Annotated in this window: 22 protein-coding genes; 14 read left to right on the top strand and 8 right to left on the bottom strand. The window is 65.0% G+C overall.

Translation table 11 applies throughout. The annotated features are described in order from the left end of the window. Positions 1-34: 34 nt before the first annotated feature. Complete coding sequence (locus LC060_RS19575; protein ID WP_226638381.1) at positions 35-1,084, bottom strand: chemotaxis protein CheB; 1,050 nt, start codon at positions 1,082-1,084, stop codon at positions 35-37. 294 nt (positions 1,085-1,378) lie between these two features. Between LC060_RS19575 and LC060_RS19570 the strand changes: the two genes are divergently transcribed. From LC060_RS19570 to LC060_RS19530, 9 genes are read left to right on the top strand one after another with little or no spacing between them, the layout of a single operon-like run. Continuing rightward, on the top strand, positions 1,379-1,639 hold the full coding sequence (locus tag LC060_RS19570) for an STAS domain-containing protein (protein ID WP_213502708.1): 261 nt from the start codon (positions 1,379-1,381) through the stop codon (positions 1,637-1,639). After that, a complete protein-coding gene (locus tag LC060_RS19565) occupies positions 1,636-3,879 on the top strand; it encodes a chemotaxis protein CheA (protein ID WP_226638380.1) in 2,244 nt (747 codons plus the stop codon). The genes LC060_RS19570 and LC060_RS19565 overlap by 4 nt, the downstream gene beginning before the upstream one ends. Further along, a complete protein-coding gene (locus tag LC060_RS19560; RefSeq protein ID WP_226638379.1) occupies positions 3,876-4,745 on the top strand; it encodes a CheR family methyltransferase in 870 nt (289 codons plus the stop codon). The genes LC060_RS19565 and LC060_RS19560 overlap by 4 nt, the downstream gene beginning before the upstream one ends. Further along, on the top strand, positions 4,742-5,767 hold the full coding sequence (locus LC060_RS19555) for a protein-glutamate methylesterase/protein-glutamine glutaminase (protein WP_226638378.1): 1,026 nt from the start codon (positions 4,742-4,744) through the stop codon (positions 5,765-5,767). Before LC060_RS19560 ends, LC060_RS19555 begins: the two co-directional genes overlap by 4 nt. Further along, the gene (locus LC060_RS19550; RefSeq protein ID WP_039392561.1) at positions 5,767-6,324 is read left to right on the top strand and encodes a chemotaxis protein CheD; all 558 of its coding nucleotides are present in this window, start codon (positions 5,767-5,769) and stop codon (positions 6,322-6,324) included. The genes LC060_RS19555 and LC060_RS19550 overlap by 1 nt, the downstream gene beginning before the upstream one ends. Positions 6,325-6,340: 16 nt before the next feature. Next, a complete protein-coding gene (locus LC060_RS19545; protein WP_084592158.1) occupies positions 6,341-6,712 on the top strand; it encodes a response regulator in 372 nt (123 codons plus the stop codon). 28 nt (positions 6,713-6,740) lie between these two features. Then, positions 6,741-7,181 (top strand): chemotaxis protein CheW, encoded by a 441-nt coding sequence (locus tag LC060_RS19540; RefSeq protein ID WP_148625161.1) that lies wholly within the window; start codon positions 6,741-6,743, stop codon positions 7,179-7,181. A gap of 14 nt (positions 7,182-7,195) precedes the next feature. Next, positions 7,196-7,519 carry a hypothetical protein gene (locus tag LC060_RS19535; RefSeq protein WP_226638377.1) on the top strand — a complete coding sequence of 108 codons (324 nt, stop codon included), beginning with the start codon at positions 7,196-7,198 and terminating at the stop codon, positions 7,517-7,519. Positions 7,520-7,542: 23 nt separating this feature from the next. Then, the gene (locus LC060_RS19530) at positions 7,543-8,187 is read left to right on the top strand and encodes a DUF938 domain-containing protein (protein ID WP_226638376.1); all 645 of its coding nucleotides are present in this window, start codon (positions 7,543-7,545) and stop codon (positions 8,185-8,187) included. Here LC060_RS19530 and LC060_RS19525 read toward each other — a convergent pair. The 5 genes from LC060_RS19525 to LC060_RS19505 all read right to left on the bottom strand — a co-directional run bounded on the left by LC060_RS19525 (position 8,184) and on the right by LC060_RS19505 (position 15,994). Next, positions 8,184-9,518 (bottom strand): MATE family efflux transporter, encoded by a 1,335-nt coding sequence (locus LC060_RS19525; protein WP_226638375.1) that lies wholly within the window; start codon positions 9,516-9,518, stop codon positions 8,184-8,186. The genes LC060_RS19530 and LC060_RS19525 overlap by 4 nt on opposite strands. A gap of 446 nt (positions 9,519-9,964) precedes the next feature. Continuing rightward, the gene (locus LC060_RS19520) at positions 9,965-10,903 is read right to left on the bottom strand and encodes a 1-phosphofructokinase family hexose kinase (protein ID WP_226638374.1); all 939 of its coding nucleotides are present in this window, start codon (positions 10,901-10,903) and stop codon (positions 9,965-9,967) included. A gap of 125 nt (positions 10,904-11,028) precedes the next feature. Continuing rightward, a complete protein-coding gene (locus LC060_RS19515) occupies positions 11,029-13,824 on the bottom strand; it encodes an EAL domain-containing protein (protein ID WP_226638373.1) in 2,796 nt (931 codons plus the stop codon). 246 nt (positions 13,825-14,070) lie between these two features. Beyond that, positions 14,071-14,373 (bottom strand): hypothetical protein, encoded by a 303-nt coding sequence (locus LC060_RS19510; protein ID WP_039392569.1) that lies wholly within the window; start codon positions 14,371-14,373, stop codon positions 14,071-14,073. A 28-nt stretch (positions 14,374-14,401) separates the two neighbouring features. Then, positions 14,402-15,994: an isocitrate lyase gene (locus LC060_RS19505; protein ID WP_226638372.1), complete on the bottom strand. Its 1,593-nt coding sequence runs from the start codon at positions 15,992-15,994 to the stop codon at positions 14,402-14,404. Between the two features lie 183 nt (positions 15,995-16,177). Between LC060_RS19505 and LC060_RS19500 the strand changes: the two genes are divergently transcribed. The 4 genes from LC060_RS19500 to LC060_RS19485 all read left to right on the top strand — a co-directional run bounded on the left by LC060_RS19500 (position 16,178) and on the right by LC060_RS19485 (position 20,002). Further along, entirely contained in the window at positions 16,178-17,575 is a 1,398-nt protein-coding gene (locus LC060_RS19500; RefSeq protein ID WP_226638371.1) for a helix-turn-helix domain-containing protein, read from the top strand. A 138-nt stretch (positions 17,576-17,713) separates the two neighbouring features. Beyond that, positions 17,714-18,658: a hypothetical protein gene (locus LC060_RS19495; RefSeq protein WP_226638370.1), complete on the top strand. Its 945-nt coding sequence runs from the start codon at positions 17,714-17,716 to the stop codon at positions 18,656-18,658. 135 nt (positions 18,659-18,793) lie between these two features. Continuing rightward, a complete protein-coding gene (locus LC060_RS20995; protein WP_319005456.1) occupies positions 18,794-19,492 on the top strand; it encodes a TonB family protein in 699 nt (232 codons plus the stop codon). Between the two features lie 69 nt (positions 19,493-19,561). Further along, complete coding sequence (locus LC060_RS19485; protein ID WP_213502681.1) at positions 19,562-20,002, top strand: DUF2721 domain-containing protein; 441 nt, start codon at positions 19,562-19,564, stop codon at positions 20,000-20,002. A gap of 96 nt (positions 20,003-20,098) precedes the next feature. On the opposite strand, the gene LC060_RS19480 is transcribed toward LC060_RS19485, so the two are convergent. Continuing rightward, the gene (locus LC060_RS19480) at positions 20,099-21,859 is read right to left on the bottom strand and encodes a fatty acyl-AMP ligase (protein WP_226638368.1); all 1,761 of its coding nucleotides are present in this window, start codon (positions 21,857-21,859) and stop codon (positions 20,099-20,101) included. 153 nt (positions 21,860-22,012) lie between these two features. Between LC060_RS19480 and LC060_RS19475 the strand changes: the two genes are divergently transcribed. Continuing rightward, on the top strand, positions 22,013-22,558 hold the full coding sequence (locus LC060_RS19475) for a regulatory protein RecX (protein WP_226638367.1): 546 nt from the start codon (positions 22,013-22,015) through the stop codon (positions 22,556-22,558). 114 nt (positions 22,559-22,672) lie between these two features. Here LC060_RS19475 and LC060_RS19470 read toward each other — a convergent pair whose 3' ends face one another. Continuing rightward, a complete protein-coding gene (locus LC060_RS19470) occupies positions 22,673-23,005 on the bottom strand; it encodes a glycine zipper 2TM domain-containing protein (RefSeq protein WP_226638366.1) in 333 nt (110 codons plus the stop codon). Positions 23,006-23,088 lie beyond the last annotated feature (83 nt).

Below are 23,088 nucleotides of genomic sequence, written 5' to 3'. Positions count from 1 at the left end.
CCTTCGTTTGCCGCCTATCGCGGCTGGGGACGCTCTAGCTGGTAGCTGCGCAATTGGTGAGGATGTCGGCGGCCAGTTCGGCAAGCCCCAGTTCCGCGCTCGCCGCCCCGGCCTCGACGGCGGCGGCGGGGGCCTGCGGGACGGTGGCCGTGTTCCGGTCCTGCGCCAGCGTGCGGCAGCCCGCCGCCTGGAGCAGTTTGAGCCCCTTGGCGCCGTCCTCGCCCATACCGGTGAGTACGGCGCCGATCGCGGGCATGTTGCCGCGCGACAGTGAGCCGAAAAGAAGCGTCGCGGAAGGCCGGAAACCGCCCACCGGATCGCGCTCCACCAGGCGGAGCCTGGCTGGCGTGCCCGGTTCGACGATCACATGCCGGGCAGGATCGTAGGCAATGTGCACCGTGCCGGGCTTGAGTTCGGCGCCGTCGGCGGCGGCCACGACGGCGCACCGGCAGTCCTTGTCGGCCTTGGCGATGAACATTTCGGCCAGCATCGGCTCGGTCTGCAGGATGATGACGGTGGGCGGGCAGGCCTTGGGATACTGCCCGAGCACTTCGGTGAGGGCATCGACGCCGCCCATGGAGGTGCTGAAGGCTGCGATCATGCCGCTGGACTGGTAGCCGCTGTCGTCATCCGCCTCGCCCTCGCCGCGGGCGGCCTTGGGGCGGGGCTTGTCGCGCACGTTGGAATTGGCCGCGGCGAGGACGATCTTGCCCAGTTTTCCGACCGTCTTGGCGAACTGTTCCGGGGTGGCCTTGAGAGGCTTGGGAAAGCATTCCACCGCGCCAAGTTCAAAGGCCTTGAGCGAGGTCTCGGTCCCGCTCTGGGTCAGGCTGGAGAGCATGACCACGGGCAGGGGGTTACCCCCGTTCATGATCTCTTCGAGGAATTCGATACCGCTCATGCCGGGCATTTCGACATCGAGCGTGACGACATTCGGCTGGAGCTCAGCGATCTGTTCGCGCGCTTCGGCGGCATTGGCGGCGGTGCCGATGACACGGATGTTCTTGGATTGCTCCAGGACATCGCAGAACAGGGCGCGCATCGCCGCGGAATCGTCGACTACCAGGACGCGGGCGTCATGCATGGAGTGAAACCTCTCTTGTGCTTCCGGACTGCCGGATCGGCACGGAGGTAAGTCAATGGCTGCGACGATTTCCCTTAAGCGCCTTACGCAAAATGCCGGAGATTGAGGCAAACCCGCTGTTGGCAGCCGCGCGGCTAACTCCCCGGTCGACGCCCCGGCCACCTCGGCCCTGACAGTTCGGCGATCGCATCCGCGAGGGTTTTATGTCGCAGTTATCGAACCGCATGCCGTTCCGCCACGGGACTTGCCTGAACCACTCCAGCCTGCGCTTTGGGGCGTGAGGGGGGCGTTTTGATGGGAACCATCTCTCTGCCGGTTCGGTGTGACCGCGCCGCTGCCGAAGCTCTTTGGCCCGAACTCGTAGGCGCTGTCGGCAATGCGCCTATCGAGATCGATGGCAGCAGCGTCGAGCATGTCGGACAGGCGGTTCTCCAGCTTCTGGTCTCGGCCCGCCGCAGTGGCGGTGGGGCGCGTATCGAAGCCTCGCCGGCCCTGCTCCAGGCGGCCGCACTGACCGGCCTTCAATCGGAACTCTTCGAAGAGGGGGATGCATGAGCCCGGAAGAAATCCAGCAGATATTCTTCGTCGAGTGCGAGGAATCCCTGGCCGCCGCCGAAGCTGGCCTGGCCGCATGCCGTGCAGGCACGCAGGATGCTGATACCGTCAACGGCGTGTTTCGCGCGGTGCATTCCATCAAGGGGGGCGCAGGTGCGTTCGGGTATGGCGCGCTCCAGGCCTATACGCACACCTTCGAGACGCTGCTTTCGGATGTGCGCGAAGGCCTGGTGGAGATCGCCCCGCCACTGATCGACCTTCTGCTGCGTGCGCTCGACACGCTTGCGGACCATGTCGAGGCCGCGCGCGAGGGCGGGGATGCGCCCGACGATGCCGGTCTGATCGCGGAGATGGAAGGCGCCATGGCCGCCAATGCAGGGAACGCGCCACAGAGCGCGGCTCCGGCACCTTCGCCGGTTGAGGAACCCGTGCAGGTCGACGCGCAAGCGGCGGCGGCAAGCGACGACGAGGAAGACCTTGAAATCGATCTCGATGCTCTGCTCGATGACCTGACTGCGGATTTTGACGCGCCCGGCTCCCCCGCAGAGGCACCGCAAGGCGAATCGTGGCAACTGCACTTGCGGCCCCGGGCAGGGGCCATGCGCAACGGCAACGAGCCGCTCCTGATGCTGCGCGACGTAGCTGAACTGGGCGGAACGTGTCTCCACTGTGATGTCGGTCAGGTTCCGCAGCTGGACAGCTTCGATGTCGCGCAGGGCTATCTGGGCTGGACCTTCGCCATTCCTGACACGGTGAGCGAGGAGCGGGTCCGCGACATCTTCGATTTCATCGGTGATGACTGCGCGATCGCGGTGGGCGCGGACGAGCGTATCCCCGATGTCGAGCTGGATGCAGCCGCCACGCCTACAGCGGCACCTTCACCGGCCGTGGCCGCGTCGAATGGCAATTCTCAGCCGCAGGAAGCCGGGGCACCGGCACCAGAGGAGGCGCGGCCTCTCCAGAGTGTCGAGACTTCCGCACCGGTCGGTGCGGACGCGAATACGCCGCCAACCGGGGGCAAACCCGCGGCCGCCGCTGGCGCACAGCCGGCGTCTCAGGGGGCCGGGCAATCCATCCGCATCGACTTGTACAAGCTTGACCGGTTGATCGATCTGGTCGGGGAACTGGTCATTGCCCAGGCCATGCTCGTGCAACGTCTGGACGGCGTCCATGTCAATGCCAGCGAGGAGCTCTCGCTGCTCGAAAGCCTGACGCGCGATATCCAGGAATCGGCGATGTCGATTCGCGCCCAGCCCATTGCCTCGGTCTTCAGCCGCGTGCCGCGCATTCTGCGCGATCTTGCCACATCTACCGGCAAGCATGTCCGCCTCGAGGTCCATGGCGAGTCGACGGAACTCGACAAGACGGTCATAGAGCGTCTCGGCGAACCGCTCACCCACCTGATCCGCAACGCGGTCGACCACGGAATCGAGAAGGCCGAAGATCGCATCGCCGCAGGCAAGTCCCCTGAAGGTACGCTGACCCTTGCGGCGGAGCACCGTTCGGGCCGAATCGTCATTTCGATTGCCGACGATGGCGCGGGCATCAATCGCAAGGTCGTTCTGGCCAAGGCGATCGAGAAGGGCATCGTCGGACCCGATGCGCAGCTTTCCGCTGAAGAGATCGACAACCTGATCTTCGCGCCGGGATTCTCGACGGCGGCGCAGATTTCGAACATTTCCGGGCGGGGGGTCGGCATGGATGTCGTGCGCCAGAACGTGAAGGATCTGGGCGGCCGCATCACCATCGAGAGCACGCCCGGCAAGGGCACGGCCTTCATCCTGACCATGCCGCTCACGCTGGCGATTTCGGACGGCATGATCGTGAATGTCGGAGACCAGACGATGGTCGTGCCGCTGGCGCACGTCGTGGAAAGTCTGCGTCCCGGTGAGGGCGATGTGAAGGGGCTGGGCTCGCAACGGCAGATGCTCAACGTGCGCGGCCAGTTCATCCCGGTCATCACGCTGGGCCGCGAACTTGGCGCGGCCTGCAACGCGACGACGCCCGAGGAAGGGGTGCTGATCGTCGTCGATACCGAGAGTGCGGGCCAGGCGGCCTTGCTGGTCGATGATATTCAGGACCAGAGGCAATTCGTCATCAAGAGCCTAGCAACCAACTTCCGTCCGGTCGAAGGTGTCGCCGGGGCCACGATCCTGGGCGATGGCCGGGTCGCGCTCATCGTCGATGTCGATGGCCTGGTGGCTTGTGCGCTGCCCTCGCACGAGAGGCAGGCTGCGTGAACGCGACGCTGGAAATTTCCGATGCGATACCGGGGATCAGCCCCGATATCTATGGTCCGGCTGACTTTGCGGAAGTCGCGAAGATCGTGCACGAGGCGGCGGGTATCGTCCTTCCCTCGGGCAAGTCGATGCTGGTCTATTCGCGGCTGGCGCCACTGGTCCGGGCAAGCGGTCTCGTTACCTTTGGGAAGTATATCCAGCGCCTGCGCGCGGACCGGGGCGAACTGAACCGTGCCGTCGCCGCGCTCACGACCAACCACACCTTCTTCTACCGCGAGGCGCACCATTTCGAGCACCTGCAAACCCAACTGCGTCCGCACCTGGTGCGCACGCTCAAGGACGGAGGCAAGGTCCGGGTCTGGTCTGCTGGCTGTTCGAGCGGCGAAGAAACCTGGTCAATCACCATGTCGCTCCTGGGGCGCGACCGCCATGAAGGGCAACAATTGGCGCGGGCCGATCTGCGCGTTCTGGCCACGGATCTTGCCCCTCATGCGGTCGAGGCGGGCAAGGCCGCGACGTATGCCGCCAAGGACCTGAAGCCCGTGCCCGAGGCGCTGCGCAGTGCCTGGGTGGTGGAGCGTGGAGACGAGGCGGTCATTCACGATACCGCGCGATCAATCGTACGCTTCCGGTTGCTCAATCTCTTGGGGGACTGGCCGATCCGTGGGCGTTTCGATTGCATCTTTTGCCGCAATGTCATGATCTATTTCGACAACCCGACGAAAGAGCGGCTGGTCCAGCGGTTCTGCGAAGCGCTGCAGCCGGGAGGTTACCTCTACATCGGGCATTCCGAGCGGGTCACAGGGCCTGCCATGAACATGCTGAACCTTGTCGGTCCCACGATCTACCAGAGGAGCGTCGCATGACGGTGCGTGTGCTCATTGTCGACGATTCGGCCACCATGCGCGCGATCCTCCTGTCGCGCCTCAGCGAGCAGCCGGACATTACCGTGGTCGACACCGCGTCCAACGCCGCCGAAGCGCGTGAACTGATCAAGAAACACGACCCTGACGTCGTGACGCTGGATATCGAGATGCCGGGCATGAACGGCCTGGCCTTCCTGGAGAAGATCATGACGCTGCGCCCCACGCCGGTCATCATCGTGTCCGGGGCGACGCAGGAAGGCAACGATGTAACAGCGCGTGCGCTCGCGCTGGGGGCGGTCAATTGCTATTCGAAGTACGATCCTTCGGGAAAGCTCGCGCTCAACGACAGCGGGGAACTGGGGCGGCTCATCCACGACGCGGCGCAGGTGCGCTTCCGTAAGCCTGCCCGTGTCTCACCCGTGGTTGCTGAGGAAAGCCGCCGCGTGATCCGGCGCGATGCGAAGCTGATCGCGATCGGCTCCTCGACCGGCGGCGTCGAGGCGCTGCAGGTTCTCCTGCGCGAGTTTCCGGTCGACTGTCCGCCTACGGTGATCGTCCAACACGTCAACCCGCGCTTTGCGCCTGCCATCGCGCGCACACTGGACAAGATCTGCCCGGCGCCGGTGCAGGTGGCGATCAACGACATGCCGCTGGTCGCGGGCAACGTCTATCTTGCGGCGGAACCGGATCATCACCTGCTGGTGCGGGGAAACGGCACCTTTCACGCCAAGCTGCGCCGGGGCGAACCTGTCTCCGGCCATTGTCCCAGCGTCGATGTGCTGTTCGGTTCGGTTGCGCAGACCGTCGGCGCCGAGGCGGTAGGGATACTGCTCACCGGCATGGGGCGGGATGGCGCGCAGGGCCTTCTGGCTATGGCGGAAACCGGGGCGCATACGATTGCGCAGGATGAAAGCACCTGCACGGTCTTCGGAATGCCGCGCGCGGCCATCGCTCTGGGGGGAGCGCGCGTGGTCGCCCCTATCAACCGGATCGCGCGCCATGCGCTGAATAGGGCAGCCTGATGTCGGGTCTTGATTTCATGAACAACGGGAATGTGAAGCTGACCGTGCTGCAGGGGCAGTTCAAGGTGAGCTCGGGGGCGCGGGTGGAACTGAGCACGGTGCTCGGCTCGTGCGTGGCGACGTGCCTCTACGATCCGGCGGTGGAGCTTGGCGGCATGAATCACTTCCTCCTGCCCGAGCCGCCTGCAAGCCACGACCGCGGCCAGGTCGACGTCCACTACGGGGTCTACCTCATGGAGATGCTCATCAACGAGATGCTCAACTACGGCGCGCGTAAGGACCGGCTGCGGGCGCACCTCTATGGCGGCGCGAACATCCGCTCGGGGATGCAGCAGATCGGGACCGCCAACGCCGAGTTTGCCCGGGGCTTCCTGCTGCGCGAGCGCATCGAGCTCGTCCGCGAGGACTTGGGAGGGAGTAATGCACGCCGGGTGGATTTCCGGCCGCAGTCCGGGATGGTCCGCTGCCGCTCTGTCTCCAGCTCGGATGCTCCCGTGGAAGTTCGTACCCAACCCATCGCGCGCCCGGCTCCGCGGGGCGATGTCGAACTGTTTTGACCAAGCGAGGCACGCAATGTCCAAGAATACCCGTATCCTGACTGTCGATGACAGTGCCTCCATGCGGGCGCTGCTCAACCATGCGCTTTCCACCAATGGCTTCGAGGTGTCGCAGGCGGACGATGGCGTCTCGGCGCTCGAGTGGTTGGCGGTGAATGAGGTGGATGTCGTGATCACCGACATCAACATGCCGCGTCTGGATGGCTTCGGTCTCATCGAGCAGGTGCGTGGCGGCACGCGCCATCGCGACCGTCCGATACTCGTTCTGACCACTGAGAGCTCCGACGAGAAGAAAGCGCGGGCTCGCGCGGCGGGGGCGACCGGGTGGATCGTGAAGCCCTTCGACACCGAAAAGCTGGTCGCGGCCGTGCGCCGGGTGGCTCACTAACCCAAAGCAACACCAAGGAGGTGCTCCCATGTACCGCGAACTGATCACATTCGAAGTTGCGGGGCAGATTTTCGCCCTCGATATCATGGCTATACGGGAAATCCGCGCATGGACACCGGTGACCCCGATGCCCCGTGTGCCCCATTATGTCTCGGGCGTCGTCAATTTGCGCGGGACGGTACTTCCCGTTGTGGACCTTGCGGCCCGGCTCGGGTGGCCAGCGACCGAGGCCACGCCGCGTCACGCGATCATCGTGTGCCAGGTCAACGGCCAGTCGCAAGGACTGATCGTGGATTCGGTGAGCGATATCGTCGGCCTCAACACCGAAGACCTGCAGCCCGCGCCAACGGCGGGCTATGACGAAGTGCTGCCCTTCCTTGAGGGCCTTGTTGCGATCGAGGAGCAGATGGTCATGGTGCTGGACCTCAACGCGCTGAGCGCCTCCGGAGAGGTCGCCTTCGCGGCGTGAGCGGAGCGTAAGCAATGGATGAACCCAAGTTCAACGCGATGGCCGATGTCCTTCTCGAACTGGGCACCGAGGTCGAAGCCCTGGGAGAAGTCCTGTGCCGCGACGAAAACTTCGCTGCGCGTCACTTGCGCGAACTCCAGGCGATCGATCTGATCGCCCAGAAACAGCGTGCGCTGGCTGCCATACTCGCGGCCGGTTTCAGTGAGAGCGAGATGCGCCGTATCAGCCTCGAGGCCCTGCGTTCGCGTTTCTGTGGGTTCATGGATGACAGCGTGACCTGCTGCGAAGTACCGATCGAAAGCGGCCCTTCGCAGGATGCGCTGGGATTGTGGGACTAATGTGCAACGGGTAAGCCCGAAGCATGAGTTATACAACGCCGCTCGATCCCGGTTCGCCCGATCCACGTCGCCACGCCCCCGCCACGCTGCGCAACCGCGCGCCGATCCTGGAGCTCCTGCGCGAGGAATTGCCCGGGAATGGGCTCGTGCTGGAAGTGGCAAGCGGGAGTGGTGAGCATGCCGTGCATTTTGCGGCAGGGCTCCCGGGGCTCGTGTGGCAGCCTTCCGACCCCGATCCCGAGGCCTGTGCGTCCATCGCGGCCTGGCGCGCTCAGGAAGGCCTCTCAAACCTGCGTGCACCCGTGACGCTGGACGCGTCGCAGCCTGCCGACTGGCCGGTGGACCGTGCGGACGCCGTGGTCTGCATCAATATGGTGCACATCAGCCCCTGGAGCGCGACGCAAGGGCTCTTTACCGGTGCGGCCGAGAGGCTGAGTACAGGCGCGCCAGTGGTCCTCTACGGTCCCTACCGGGAGGCCGATGTCGAAACCGCGCCGTCGAATCTCGAGTTCGATCAATCGCTCAAGGCGCGCGATCCGGCCTGGGGGCTGCGGCAGCTCGCCGATGTGGACGCTTTGGCCACAAACTCGGGGTTTTCCCGCAGCCGGCGGGTCGAAATGCCCGCCAACAACCTGCTTCTTGTATATCGACGGGGCGAGGCGAGCTAGCTTTCGGCAAAGGCCCGTTTCGTGTGCCGCGGCAGGACGGCGAACTGGCCAGCCGCGCGTGCAATGAACAGCACCGTGAAAGCGAGCCACAGGCCGTGATTGCCCAACGGGGATAGCAGCCAGAGTAGCGCGACATAGAGCGCCAGGGCCACGGCCATCGTACCCATCATCGCGCGCGTCCAGCCTGCGCCCACGAAGACGCCGTCGAGCACGAAAGAGGCCATGCCGACGGCGGGGAGCGCCATGATCCAGAGGATGTACTCCTGGCTGGCGGCGCGGACCTGCGGCGATGCGGTGAACGCGTCGGCGAGGCTCGGTGCGGCAAGCAGGTAGATGCACGATAGCGCGCACCCCGTGATCGCGCCCCAGCCCAGCGCGAGGCGCACGGTATGCCGGAAGCGCCGGGCTTCGCGAACACCGTAGGCTTCGCCGCACAGAACTTGTGCCGCGTTCTCGAAGCCGTCGAGGAGAAGCGTGGCGAGCATGAACAGCTGGAACAGGATACCGTTCGCCGCGAGCGTGACGGGGCCTGCCTGCGCGCCCGTGCGCGCGAAGAGCATCATGGCGCCGGTCAGAAGCAGCGTGCGAAGGAACAGATCGCGGTTGAGCGCGAAGAGGCGGGCAAGTGCACTGCGCTGCCAGGTTTCCGCACGAAGCACCTGGTGGGCCGCAATGCGCGATGCGGGACGATGGAGGGCAATCCCGATCAGGAGGACGAGGCGAAGGCCCTCAGACAGCAGACTTGCCATTGCCACGCCTTCGACGCCCCAGCCCGCTCCCAGAACGAGCCCCAGGTCGAGGGCGACATGCACGACGTTGGTCGTGATCTCGACGGCAAGGACATGGCGGACCATTCGCTGGCCGACAAGCCAGCCGATCAGGACGCAATTGAGCAGCCACAGCGGCGCCGCCCAGTAGCGTAGGGCTACGTAGGCGTGGGCTTCCTCGCGCAAGGTGCCATGGGCTCCGAGGAAATCGAGACCCGCCGGGATCGCCAGCGGCATCGCACCGATCAGCAGCACTCCGATCCCAAGCGCTACCGCCAGGGCGCGCACGAGAGTGGTTGCCTGCGCGTCGAAATCGCTGCGGCCCGACCCTTGAGCGGTCAGGGCAATCGTGCCGGTACGCAGGAAGTTAAAGACGTTGAGCAAGCCCATCGTGAACTTCGCGCCGAGTTCGACAGCCCCTTGCGCTGCGGGATCTCCCAGTCGTCCGATCGCCCACATGTCGGCCAGCCCGAACAGGGCGGTTGCCACATTGGTGAGCATGGCCGGAAAGGCGATCGACCAGAGCTGGGCGCTCAGCGAAGGTGGGGTAGAAGAGTGGCTCAAGGGAAGAAGGGCATTCCGGAAGTGTGGGGTGCAGCGCGCTTTGCGCTACCCGAGCCCGCCTTACGGAGCAATCCTGACTTCAGAATGACAGGGGAGGGTTAGACGGGGGAGGGGGAGGCGGTGCCTCGACCCCAAACTTGCCCCCTTAAAAATCGGCGCGCCGGAGGTGTCCCCCGGCGCGCTCTCTCCCAACCTCTTCAAAACTCGTTTCGGTCTAAAAGACTGTTCGAGTGGAATGTGCAACAGAAATGTCCGGCTGAAAAGCAATAAATGCAAATATGCTTGCGCCAGGCGCTCAAAATGACCCGTATTGGACCTAAGGGATTGTGCTGATGCGAAGTGAGTGGGTGGTTTATCGCAAAATCATGCTGCATTTGCGAAAAGCGGGCCAATTGCTGCACCTGCGTCAAGCGCGAGAACTTCCGCAAAAAGCGAATCAGTATAGATCATAGTGGTTCGGGATCAGGCACTTGTCTAAGTAGGCGGGCGATGTCGTGGGCCTGTGCAAGCCCGGTGCCTGCACGCAGCACGGCGGCGGTTCCCGCGGCAAGCCCCATGCGGAATGCGGCGAGATCATCATCGCCGCGCGCTAGAGCGTAGACCATCGCCGCGACGAAGCTGTCGCCTGCCCCCACAGCGCTTGCCGCTTCGATCGGCAGCGCCGGGAGGAACCAGGCACCGTCGGCCCGCGCCAGAATTGCCCCCTCATGCCCCAGGGTCACGGCCATCAGCCTGGCCTTGCCTTCTGCGACTATGGCGCGGGCGGCTTGGGCGATAGAGGGATTTCCCCTGAGGGAAGTCCCTAGGTAGCTCTCCAGTTCGCCCGAGCTGGGTTTGACCAGCAGCAGGTCGCCCTCGGCGATGCCATGGGAGAGGGCCGGGCCCGAACTGTCGAGTACGACTTCGATCCCTTTGCGACGCAGGCGTCTCGTGGCCTGCGCGTAGAAGTCATCGGGGACGCCGGGAGGTAGCGAGCCGCTGAGGACCACGATATCGGCATCCGTTTCGTCGAGCCGGTCGAGGCATTCATTCCATTCGTCGGGCGCGATCCGCGGCCCTTGCGGGGTGAAGCGGTATTCCTTGCCGCTCTGGCGTTCCAGCACGGCCGAAGCGACGCGGGTGGGGCCGGTAATGGCTATGCGCGTACGGACCAGTTGATGCAGGTCGACCAGGCCATCGAGTGCGGGGCCGGTGGCTCCGCCGGAGAGATAGAACGAGCGCGCATTTCCGCCCAGCCGCACGAAGACGCGGGCGACGTTGAGCCCACCGCCGCCAGGGGCGTACCACTCGTTGTCGGTGCGCATCTTGTGGGTGTGCCGCATTTCGGCGACGTCGTAGGAAACGTCGATGGTCGGGTTCATCGTCAAGGTGGCGATCGACTTCATCGGCAACGGTCTCCTCGCAGGCAGGGGGCAGGTGTGCACCGTGCGCGAGGTTGGGATGCCTGTCCATGTTCTCGATCAAGCGCGCCATCAGTCTGCAAGACGTGGTCGTGCCGGGATATCGTGTGTCAGGTGTTGACGGCGGTCTTTTGCGTGAGGTCGGAGCGGGGATGGCTCGGTGGCCCGCCCGGACGGCCGAAATAATAGCCCTGGGCTTCGTCGCACCCTTCGTTCTCCAGAATTCGCAGCTGCGCTTCGGTCTCCACGCCTTCGGCCAGAACCGGAATGGCGAGGCTCTTGCCCAGCGCAAGAACGGCGCGGATGATCGCGCGGGCCTGCGCGCTTGTGTCGGAGAGCAAGAGAAAGGACTTGTCGATCTTGATCTTGTCGAAGGGAAAGGAGTGGAGCGTGTCGAGCGAGGAGTAGCCCGTGCCGAAGTCGTCGATGGCCACCCCGATACCCATGGCCTTCAACTGGCGCAGGCAGTGGAGTGCGCGCAGCTTGTCCTCGATGATCGCGGTTTCGGTGATCTCAAGCTCAAGGCGGCGCGGGGAAAGACCGGTCTCGGCGAGTATCCTGTGGATCGTGCCGACAAGATCGGGCTTGGAGAACTGCACCGCCGATAGATTGACGGCAACCTTCTCTCCGCCCGGCCAGCGTTGGGCTTCGCGGCAGGCTTCCTCGAGCACCCATTCGCCAATCGCGAAGATCGATCCGCTTTCTTCGGCGATCGGGATGAACTCGTCGGGTGGGATGAACCCCAGGCGGGGATGTTGCCAGCGCAGCAGCGCTTCGTAGCCACTGAGCGTTCCACTGCGTAGCGAGCGCTGCGGCTGGTAGAGCAGATGCAGTTCCCCGCGCGCAATGGCTTGGCGTAAGTCTCCCGCCAGAAGGCGACGTCGCCGGGCGGCGGCGTCCATGCCTTCCTCGTAGTAGCAGCAGCTCTCGCCGCGCTGGCCCTTCGCGCGGTACATCGCAAGGTCTGCATTGTTGAGGAGAGTTTCCCGGTCGAGGCCGTCGTCGGGGAAGATCGCGATGCCGAGGCTCGCGCCGACCTCGATGTCCCTGCAATCGTTGGCGCCCGCGATACAGGCGTGCAGTCGGCTGACGAATTCGCTGAGGTCCTGAGTGTCGGTGAATATCTTGGCCGCGGCAAACTCGTCACCACCGAGTCGGGCGACGACTTCGCTCTCGAGTGTACCCTCCGTCACCGCGCGGCCGATGGACTGGAGCAACGCATCACCCGCAGCATGGCCGTGGGTGTCGTTGACGTCCTTGAAGCGGTCGAGGTCCATCGCGATCACGGCGACTTTGCCCTGCGTGCGCTTGGCCAGTGCCAGCTTGTCGTCAAGACGCTGGTTGAAGCGGGTGCGGTTGGGCAGTCCGGTAAGGCTGTCGTGCAGCGCCATGTGCGCGATGCGCGCTTCGGAGCGGCGCTGCTCGGTGATGTCATCGCACGTGGTGACCCAGCCACCGTCAGGAAGCGCGCGGTTGGCGATCGAGACCGCCAGCGCGCCGTCGAAATCGATCGTGATGGGGGGGAGAGAGGGTTTGGCGAAGGTCTCCTTCAGGAGCTGGCGGTACTGGGCAAGTGCGGGGGCGGCGTGCTCTGTCCCATCAGGATTCATGAAGCCGGCGCGGACCATCTCGGCCAGCGGGGTTCCCGCTTCGCACACGGCGTCATCGAGGTCCCATAGCTCGCGAAAGCGGGCGTTGCACAGCACCAGGTGGCCATCGGCATCGAACAGGCAGAGGCCCTCGTGCATGTTGGTCAGCGCGGTGTCGAGCCGCATCGAGGTCTGGGCAATCAGGTCCTTGTCTGCCTTGAACCCGCTCACGTCGCGCATGACAAAGGAGTATCCGGCAAGCCGGCCTTCGGGGCCGCGGGTGGCCTGAAACGTGCCGTGCCCCCAGAATGTGGACCCGTCCCGCCGCAGGTAGAGACATTCGCCTGAGGCACTGCCCGTTTCGCGCGCATGTTCGAGTGTGCGTGCGGGCAGGTCGTCACTGCGGTCGCCATAGCTGAACAGCCGCGCGACGGGCATTCCGAGCATGTCCTGCGCGCTGTAGCCGGTCAGGTTGCGCGCGCCTTCGTTCCACTGCGTGACGGTGCCGTCCGTGCCGAGCAGGACAATGGCGTAGTCCGAGATCGAGCGGACGAGGTCGGAGAACTGCCGCTCGCTCCGCAACAGCGACGCCTGAGCTTGGCTGCGTACGAGCTGGGTTGCCATGCCGGCTGCGAGCATGGCCAGCGCGACGGCGGCCACCCATCCGGCCAGGGAACTTGCCGGGATGGCTGGAGCGCTCAGTGCGCCATGCTCGGGGCCCGGTGTCAGCGCCGCCGAACCTAGCAGATGCAGGCTCGCGGTTCCCAGAGCGAGCAGAAGTGCCGCGGGCCACGGCGAGCCTGGGCCCCGCCGCGCAAGCGTGTGGGTGAGCGCCGGGTAGAAGAACAGGGCAGGCAGGAGGAGGGAGGCGCTCACCAGGCCAAAGTGCCATTGGAACGTTGCGTCGACCTGGAGCGAGAGGCCTCCCAGATAGTGCATGATGGCGAAGCCGATCGAGAGCACGCCTGTCGCCATGGCCTTGGCGCGTACCGTTTGTCCCGGGACGGCCAGGTGCAAGGCGAGGAGCCCGGCAGCCAGTCCGGTGGTCTGGCTGGCCAGTGTCAGGACAGCCGAATGGGCGTGATCGTGGGTAGGATCGTCTCCCAGGAGCGCGATGAAATGGCTGGCCCAGGCCCCGAAGCCAAGCGCCGCGCCTGCGGCCAGGGTCCAGAGGCGCCGTTCGCGCTGTCGGCTACGGCGGGCTTGGCGCAGCAACAGGACCGTCGTCCCCGAAGCCATCAGGCACACGATGGCGGCCAGCAATATCAGGTCCATCCGGGACTGCTGGAGCGCGATCATCGCGATCATCGCGATCATATCGAGGGAATCCGTGCCGCTGGTGCCCATGCTCGAGGCCTAGAGGGATCGGGCTTGAGATCGCTCTAACCGAGACTTGCGTAACTATCCGGGAGAGACGGTCCGTCATCTCGACAGGGCGCTCCGGCACGCAAATGGGCCCGCCCCGCAGTGTCTGCGGAACGGGCCACGCTTTCCTCCCCAGGAAAACTCGATGAATTCGGCTTCCCGACCCGGCGTTCTGGAGCGCCGGTGTCGGGGGCTCCATCAGCGGCGGATTGCCGAGCCGAGGCGGTGATAGAGCGCGGAGTACTTGGACGAGATGGGATCGTCCTCATGGGCCTTCAGGTAGAACAGGCAGGCATCCTGCAGCAGCTTGAAGTCCTGGTTGGACAGCACCGCGCGGGCGCGGGCCGGTTCGGTCGTGGTCGTTGCAGTCATCATGTCACGTCTCCTTCCATTGCGCGCGCCGGGATTGGCGTCGGTCGTTGTCAGTTCTTCGGTATCGGCGAGCGGGGCGAGTTTGAGAGTTACCCCGCTCGGCAATTTCAGGTGTTCGCGGATATCCATGCTCGCGCTCCTCTCCCAGGCGAGGCGGTCAGGCCGCGAACTGGTTCATCGTATTGTGTTCGCCGCCAGCCTTGAGAGCCGCTTCGCCGGCGAAGTATTCCTTGTGATCATCGCCGATGTCCGAGCCGGCCATGTTCTGGTGCTTCACGCAGGCGATGCCCTGGCGGATTTCCTGGCGCTGGACGCCCTTGACGTAGCCGAGCATGCCCTGTTCGCCGAAGTACTCCTTTGCGAGGTTGTCGGTCGACAGCGCCGCGGTGTGGTAGGTGGGCAGGGTGATGAGGTGGTGGAAGATGCCCGCCTCGCGCGCCGCGTCCTTCTGGAAGGTGCGGATGCGCTCGTCGGCCTCGGCCGCCAATTCGGTGCCGTCGTAGTCCACGCTCATCAGCTTCGCGCGGTCATACCCCGAAAGATCACGTCCCGCCGCTTCCCATGCATCGTAGACCTGCTGGCGGAAGTTGAGCGTCCAGTTGAAGCTGGGCGAGTTGTTGTAGACCAGTTTGGCATTGGGCATCTCCTCGCGAATGCGGCTGACCATCCCGCCGATCTGGCCGATGTGCGGCTTTTCGGTCTCGATCCACAGCAGGTCGGCGCCGTTGCGAAGCGCATTGATGCAGTCGAGCACGCAGCGGTCCTCGCCGGTTCCCTTGCGGAACTGGTAGAGATTGCTGGGCAGGCGCTTGGGGCGCATGAGCTTGCCGTCGCGGCTGATCAGGACTTCGCCGTGGCCGACCTCACCGGTGCCCACTTCCTCGCAGTCGAGGTAGCTGTTGTACTGGTCGCCGATGTCGCCCGCCGCGCGGGTATAGGCGATCTGCTTGGTGAGCCCGGCGCCCAGCGAGTCGGTGCGCGCCACGATCAGGCCGTCCTCGACGCCCAGCTCCATGAAGGCGTAGCGGATCGCGCGGATCTTCGCGATGAAGTCCTCGTGCGGAACCGTGACCTTGCCGTCCTGGTGTCCGCACTGCTTCTCGTCCGAGACCTGGTTCTCGATCTGGAGGCAGCAGGCGCCCGCTTCGATGAACTTCTTGGCGAGGAGGTAGGTCGCCTCGGCATTGCCGAAGCCGGCATCGATATCCGCGATGATCGGAACCACGTGGGTCTCGTAATTGTCGATCGCGGTTTCGATGCGCTTGGCCTCCATCTCGTCACCGCCCTTGCGGGCCTTGTCGAGATCGCGGAACATGCCTCCAAGTTCGCGGGCGTCGGCCTGCTTGAGGAAGGTGTAGAGCTCTTCCACCAGGGCCGGGACACTCGTCTTTTCGTGCATCGACTGGTCGGGCAGGGGTCCGAAGTCCGAGCGCAGCGCGGCGACCATCCAGCCCGAGAGATAGAGGTAGCGCCCCTTGGTCGAGCCGAAGTGCTTCTTGATGGAGATCATCTTCTGCTGCCCGATGAAACCGTGCCAGCAGCCCAGCGACTGGGTGTAGTTGGCTGGGTCCTCATCGTAGGCGGCCATGTCCTGGCGCATGATCTTCGCGGTGTAACGGGCGATGTCGAGCCCGGTGTTGAAGCGGTTCTGCAGGCGCATGCGCGCCACCGACTCGGCCTCGATGCCGTTCCAGTTGGGTTCGTTGCCGATGGTCTGTCCGGCGGCGCTGATCGTGCTCTGGTAGGTCACTGGTCTCATCCCGTTCATGGTGCCGTTGGCCTGCATTGCGAAGGGCCTTGGAAGCGGCGGTTGTTTGCGATGACCTCCAGATACGGGCAAACTTTCTTGCGTGAAATGGCTTGCGCAGTGACATTGTCAAACTTTACAAGATTTGATTGTAAAGTTGTACAGCCCTCACAGGAGCCACCCCGCATGGCTGAAACCCGCCCCTTATATCTCGGTCCGCGCCTGCGCCGGCTGCGCCGGGAACTTGGCCTCACCCAGCAAGCCATGGCCGACGATCTGGAGATCTCGCCCAGCTATGTCGCGCTGCTCGAGCGTAACCAGCGTCCGGTCACGGCCGAGATGCTGGTGCGGCTTGCGCGCACCTACCGTCTGGAAATCGGCGACCTCGCAAGCGAGGACGGCGAGGACTATGCACGGCGCCTGTCCGACGTGCTGCGCGATCCGATCTTCGCCGATATCGACCTGCCGGCGCTGGAGATATCGGACATCGCGATGAGCTTTCCGGGGGTGAGCGAAGCATTGCTACGCCTTCATGGTGCCTACACGCGCGAGCAGCAGGCGCTCGCCGAACAGCGCGCGGCGGGTCCCGGGGCCGAGGAAAACGAACCGGTGCGGGAGGCACAGCGCTTCTTGGCGGCGCGGCGAAACTATTTCCATCCGCTCGATACCCGGGCCGAGGATCTTGCCGCCGAGATCGAGCAGGCAGGCGGGGCCGAGGCATGGCTCAAGGGCAAGGGCGTGCGCGTGCGCGCGCTGCCGCCCGAGGTCATGATGGGGGCGCTGCGCCGTTTCGATCGGCACAACCAGCAGCTCCTGCTCGATGACACGCTTGATGGTCCCAGTCGCGCCTTCCAGACGGCGACCCATATCGCGCACACCGCGATGCGCAGCGACATCAAGGCGATCCTGCGGGTGGAGACCTTCGCCAGTGAGACTACGCGGGTGCTCCTCCAGCGCGCGCTGGCGGCCTACGGCGCGGCGGCGATGCTCATGCCTTATGGCAGGTTCGCGCGCGCGGCCGAGCAACGTGGCTACGACATCGAGGCGCTGGGCGCCCTGTTTGGCGCGAGCTTCGAGCAGGTCGCCCATCGTCTCACCACGCTTCAGCGGCCCGGCGAGGAGCGCGTGCCGTTCTTCTTCCTGCGCCTGGACGAGGCGGGCAATGTCTCCAAGCGTCTGGATGGAGCGGGCTTCCCCTTCGCCGCGCACGGGGGGGGATGCCCCCTGTGGAGCGTGCATCAAGTCTTCCGTGCGCCTCGGGTGATCCACACCCAGTGGCTTGAACTGCCGGGGGGCGAGCGTTTCTTTTCGGTCGCGCGCACGGTGGCGAGCGGGGGCAACGGGTACGGGCGAGGGCAGGTCACCCGCGCCGTGGCGTTGGGCTGCGCGGCAAGCGAGGCGCCCCGCCTGGTCTATGCCCGGGGGATGGAGCCTGAGATCGTGGAGGCGACGCCGATCGGCGTTACGTGCCGGTTGTGCCACCGACCGGAATGCGCGGCACGTTCGGTACCGCCGATCGGGCGCGATGTCATGGTCGATGACACGCGGCGCGGGGCGCAGCCCTATACCTTCACCGATGGCTGACGAACGGCGTCGCTAAGCATTTCGCCGGTGTCGGCGCTTGAAACTCCGTTACCCCTGTTCGCGTATCGCTCGCTCAGGCGTCATGCCTGGTGAGGGCCATCGCTCGGGCGGTGGGAGGAAGGAGGGCGGCACAAGAGGATGGAGCGCGAGCCGTTCATACGCGCGATCGAGGTCTGGGTGCCGTCTGCCGACGGGACGACGATCGATCTGCAGTCGGGGATCTATGGCGAGATGGACTATTTCGCCGGGGTCAGCCGGGGCATGCAATTCCACTTTGGGGAGGGACTTCCGGGACGCAGTTGGAAGGAGCAGAGGCCGATCCTTATCAAGGATCTCGCCAACTCGTTCTTCGTGCGCAAGGAAGCTGCGCTCAGCGAGGGGCTTAGTTGCGCCGTCGCGGTGCCGGGCTTCGATGGCGCGCGATGTGTATCGGTGACCCTGTTCTTCTGCGGGGACGATCGCTTTCGCCTCGGTGCTCTCGAACTGTGGTGCGCCCGTCAGGGGGAAGAGGAGTTGCGCCTCGAAGATGGCTATTTCGGTCGTGCGCGATGCTTTGAGGCCGACGCGCATACTTTTCGCTTCCATCGCGGTTATGGAGTTCCGGGAAAGGCCTGGGACCAGGGGCAGCCGGTCATCCTGCCCAAGCTATCGCCCGAAGGGCGGTTCCAGTGCAACGAAGCGCAGGAGCCGACCGGTTTCGACCGGGCGATGGCGGTTCCTTGTCCTTCACGCGATGGCGCAACCTGGGTGCTGACGCTCGTCTCTTCGCGTATTTCTCCGGTTGCAGGACGGGTCGAACACTGGCGCCTTGATGAGAGCGGGTCTGCATTCCGCTTTGCCGCGGGGTACTGCGAGACCGAGAGTGACCTCGCTCTCATCCATGCGCAGGCGCATGTATCGACAGATGAGGGGCCATTTGCGCGCGCTTGCCGCAAGAGGATCCCACTCGTCGACGAAGATCTTGCCACCGATGTGACCGACCCTATCGCCCAGGGCGCCGTCGCGGCAGGGCTCAAGTCGATGGTGGTGTTTCCTCTTCACGGCGGCGAGCAATGCGACGGGGTGCTGGTCTGGTATTTCTGAGCCGCGAGGTGCGAGGGGAAATGGCATTCGTGCCGAGCGCTTCCTATCTGGGAGGGCATGGGCGCTCGCCGTACATCTTCCGAGATATCCGCGCAGGCTCGCGGTTATCGGGCCTCTGTCGGGGCTAGGTTGCCGGTGGTTCTGGTCGTGGCGGGCTTGCACGTTCTGCTCGCCTTCGTGGTTGTGAACATGTTCGCGCCCGGACTGGCCGAGAACGTTGTCGCGGCGGGTGAGCGGCTGGCCGTGACGTTTACGCAGGAGCCGCCTGAACCGCCCGAAGATCCCGTTGAAGAGCCCGCACCTGCGCCAGACCCTGCCCCCGAGCCGGAAGGCGCTTCGGCCGAGGCTGGAGAGCGCGCGCAAGCCAGGCCGGTTGCCGCGCCCAAAGCCCCCGTGGTCCTGCGCCCCCGCCCCGCACCACCAGTTTCGGGCGATGGCAACGAGGACGATGCCGGCGCGGCGGATGCAGGTGAGGGCACCGGCGCTTCGGGCGAAGGGCTGGGGCCCGGTTCCGGGCGCCGTGGCCTGGGGCAGGGCGGAGGTGGTGGAGGCACGCCTACCGTGAAAATCGCCGGAGACATCAGTTCGGCGCGCGACTATCCGCGAAAGAGCCGCAAGCTGCGCCTCGGCCATTCGGTTGTCATTGATCTGCGCGTCGGGACCGAGGGGCGCGTGACAAGCTGCCGGGTGGTGCGTCCCAGCCCCGATCCGGCGGCGGACCGCATCACCTGCGAACTGGCGCAGGCCCGCTTCCGCTTTCGCCCGGCAACCAATGGTGCAGGCGAGCCGATCCCGGCGGTCTACCGCTGGCAGCAGCGCTGGTTCGTGCCCTGACGTGCTGGCGGGAAGGTATGTCGCAGCCCGCTTGCGGGGCACAGCCGATAGCGGCAGGATAGGCGGCAGATGATCACGCAAACCATCCAACTCGCCCTGACTCCGGTGTTCGTGCTGGTGGCTATCGGCAACATTCTCAACATCCTGTCCACCCGGCTGGGGCGGGTAGTTGACCGGGCACGGCTGTTGCAGAAACTCTATGCCGAGACGGAGGGTGGAGAGCACGATGGCATCGTGCGCGAAATTCGGCTGGTCGATCGTCGCATCAAGATCATCACGCGCGCGATTCGCCTGATGGTGCTTTCGGCTCTCGCCATCGGTTCGACGGTTGCGGTGCTATTCCTTCAGGGCCTCGCCGGTCTTGACCTGCATGTCCTCGCCGCCGGGATCTTCCTTGTCTCCATCGTCCTGCTGCTGATCGCGCTCGTCCTGTTCCTTCAGGAGACCCAGGTCGCGGCGGATGCCTTGCAGGTTCCGGCCGATCTTCTCGAACTGCATCGCAATATCTGACGCGCTCGCCCGGACGTGGCAGGTCTTGTCCGGGCAACAAAAAAGGCCGGTCGCGAGGACCGGCCTTTGTCATGTTGGCTATCCGTGAGGCTGCGATCAGGCGGCCAGCTGGAAGGGGGCGATTTCGCCCGAAAGATAGAGCTTCTTGGCCTTCGCGCGGCTGAGCTTGCCCGAGCTGGTGCGCGGCAGGCTCTTGGGCGGAACCAGTTCGACCACGCAGTTCATGCCGGTGATCGAACGGACCTTGTCGCGGATCAGTTCGCGCAGTTCGAGGCGCTTGTCCGGGTCCGAGACGCGGCAGTGGACGAGCACGGCAGGAGCTTCCTCGCCGGCGTCGGTCTCGACGGAGAAGGCCGCGATGTCACCGTGGTTGAAACCGGGCAGCTGCTCCACGGCCCACTCGATGTCCTGGGGCCAGTGGTTCTTGCCGTTGATGATGATCATGTCCTTCGCGCGGCCGACGATGAACAGGTAGCCTTGCGCCATATAGCCCATGTCGCCGGTATCGAGCCAGCCATCGACAAGGCATTCCGCCGTCGATTCGGGGTCGCGGAAGTACGAGTGCATGACGCTGTCGCCGCGGCACCAGACCTTGCCGATCTGGTGGTCGGCGAGTTCCTGGCCACTTTCGCCGCGGATCACGACTTCCATGTCGCGCACGGGCTTGCCGCAGTTGACGATGGCGCGGTAGCGGGCCGGGCGGCTGAGGTCGCGGGGCGTGCCCGAGAGGCGCTCTTCCTCGACCAGTTCGACGCGGATGCCTTCGCCCGGCGGCATGATCGTGACCGCCAGGGTCGCCTCGGCAAGGCCGTAGCTGGGCAGAAACGCGCTCGCCTTGAAGCCGGCGGGGGCAAAGGCGTTGACGAAGCTCTGCATGACATCGGGGCGGATCATGTCCGCGCCGTTGCCGGCAAGGCGCCAGCGCGCGAGGTCGAAGCGCTCATCGACACTGGTCTGGCTGGAAATGCGGCGTGCGCAGATGTCGTAGCCGAAGGTCGGCGAATACGAGATCGAGGTGCCCTCGTTGCGCGTGATCATGTCGAGCCAGGCGAGCGGACGGCGCGCGAAGTCCTCGGTCTTGAGGTAGTCGCCCGAGACCTGGTTCGCGATCAGCGAGAGGAAGCAGCCGACAAGGCCCATGTCGTGGTACCAGGGCAGCCAGGAGATGCAGCGGTCGCTCTCGATGAGCTGCATGCCGTGGCTGTGCGCGGCCAGGTTCGACATGAGCGAGCGGTGGGTGACCGCCACGCCATGCGGGAAGCGGGTCGAGCCGCTCGAGTACTGCAGGTAGCAGATGTCGTCGGGGCTGGCCTTGGGCAGTTCGGTCGCAGGCGCATCCTTGGCCGCGAAATCGGCCCAGGTGGCGTGGCCGCAGCCCTGACGCTCGGCGGCGGCCGAGGTGAGGTGGGCGATCTCGTCGGGGCCGATCAGAAGCAGCGGGTCCGCGCTCGACAGCTGGACCGAGAGCTGCTCGATGTAGTTGTCCTTGCCGCCAAAGCTGGTGGGCAGCGGCAGCGGCACCGGCCAGGCACCCGCGTAGACCGTCGCGCAGAACAGCGCCGCGAAGTCCGCACCGGTTTCGGCGATAAGCGCAATGCGGTCACCCGGCTTCACGCCGCGCGCGATCAGCGCGTAGGCGACCTTGTGCGCGTCATCGCGCAGTTCGCGGAAGGGGTAAACCTGTTTGAGTTTTCCACGTGGATCGTGGAAATTGAAGCCGCGCTGGCCCTGGGCCGCATAATCAAGGGCGTCGCAGAAGGTGTCGAAGTCCGCGAACCGGCGCGCAAGCGCGTCCTCGTTCGGGGTGGCGATCAGCGCCGCATCGGTCTTCGTCACCATGCTGATGGTGTCGCTCATTATATCGTAACCCGTTGTCTGTTCTAACTATCCTGAAAGAGTCCGCCTCGGCCTACTGGTTCGTTCGTGAACCGGATATTGCCAAGGTTTTCTCCTTGCAGGGGTCCATAAGCACTCCCCATTCTGCGCCGAGTGTGGCACGAATAGGGCAAGATGTCTGCCAAGCGTCGCAATCCCCGTCCGCTCGACCTGCCTCGACTCGAGGAAATGGCGCTCGCCTATGTCGCGCGATTCGCCACAACGCAAGCCAAACTGCGTGCCTATCTGGTGCGTAAGGTGCGTGAACGCGGCTGGGAAGGCGAGGACGCGCCGCCGCTCGACGCGCTTGTGGACCGGTATGCGCAAGCGGGCTACGTCGATGACGAGACCTGGGCGCGCATGAAGGCGGGCAGTCTGCTGCGGCGCGGTTACGGGGCTCGCCGGGTGCGCGAAGCGCTCAACCAGGCCGGGGTGGATGAGGATGTACGCGAGGATATGGCGCCGGGCGAAGCGCAGCAGCGCGAGGCGGCGCTGGCTCTTGCGCGAAGGCGCCGCCTCGGTCCGTTCTCGCGTCTGGAAGAGATGGACCGCCCCACGCGCGAAAAGCACATTGCCGCGCTGCTGCGGGCGGGGCACGGGCTGGAGGTGGCGCGCCGCATCATCGAGGCAAGTGATGAGCGCGCGGCCGAGGAGTGGGTCGCCGAAGCGTTCGACGAGTGAGGAGAGCCAATCTCATTTCGGACCGGGCATAAAGAAAGCCGGCGCGTGCAAGGGACAACACGACGCCGGCTTCTCTAGCCCCTTCGGGCTTACCGAATTTCTATTCGGTAAGGCTTAGCGGCACTTGGGCCTGCTGGTGCTGCGCTCGACTTCGCGGCCAAGGAGCGCGCCGGCGGCTGCGCCGACCACCGTGCCCACGGTCCGGTCGCCACGCGAATCGATCGCGCGTCCGGCAAGGGCTCCGGCCACGCCGCCGATCAGAAGTCCGGTCGTGCCATCCGACTTCTTGCAGCGATAGCGTCCACGGTCATCGCGCCAGTAGCGGATGCCATTGTCGGTGCGGTGGTAGCGGTGGTGGTCGCGCGCGGCGACTTCGGTCGTGGTAGCAACGAGGGTTGCGGGGGCGACGACAGCCGTCATGGCGGCGGCGAGAATGAGGTTACGCATCAGCGTTCTCCTGTGAAAATTTGCGATCCGTTCGGGATAGGAACTCGCTGATAAGCCAAGTGATCCCCAACCTCAGATGAACG

It is taken from the genome of Novosphingobium profundi (assembly GCF_020524485.1).
In the GTDB taxonomy this organism is placed as follows: Bacteria; Pseudomonadota; Alphaproteobacteria; order Sphingomonadales; family Sphingomonadaceae; genus Novosphingobium; species Novosphingobium profundi_A.
The sequence above is the reverse complement of the archived record's forward strand: the minus strand, read 5'-3'. Positions and strand labels throughout refer to the sequence as shown.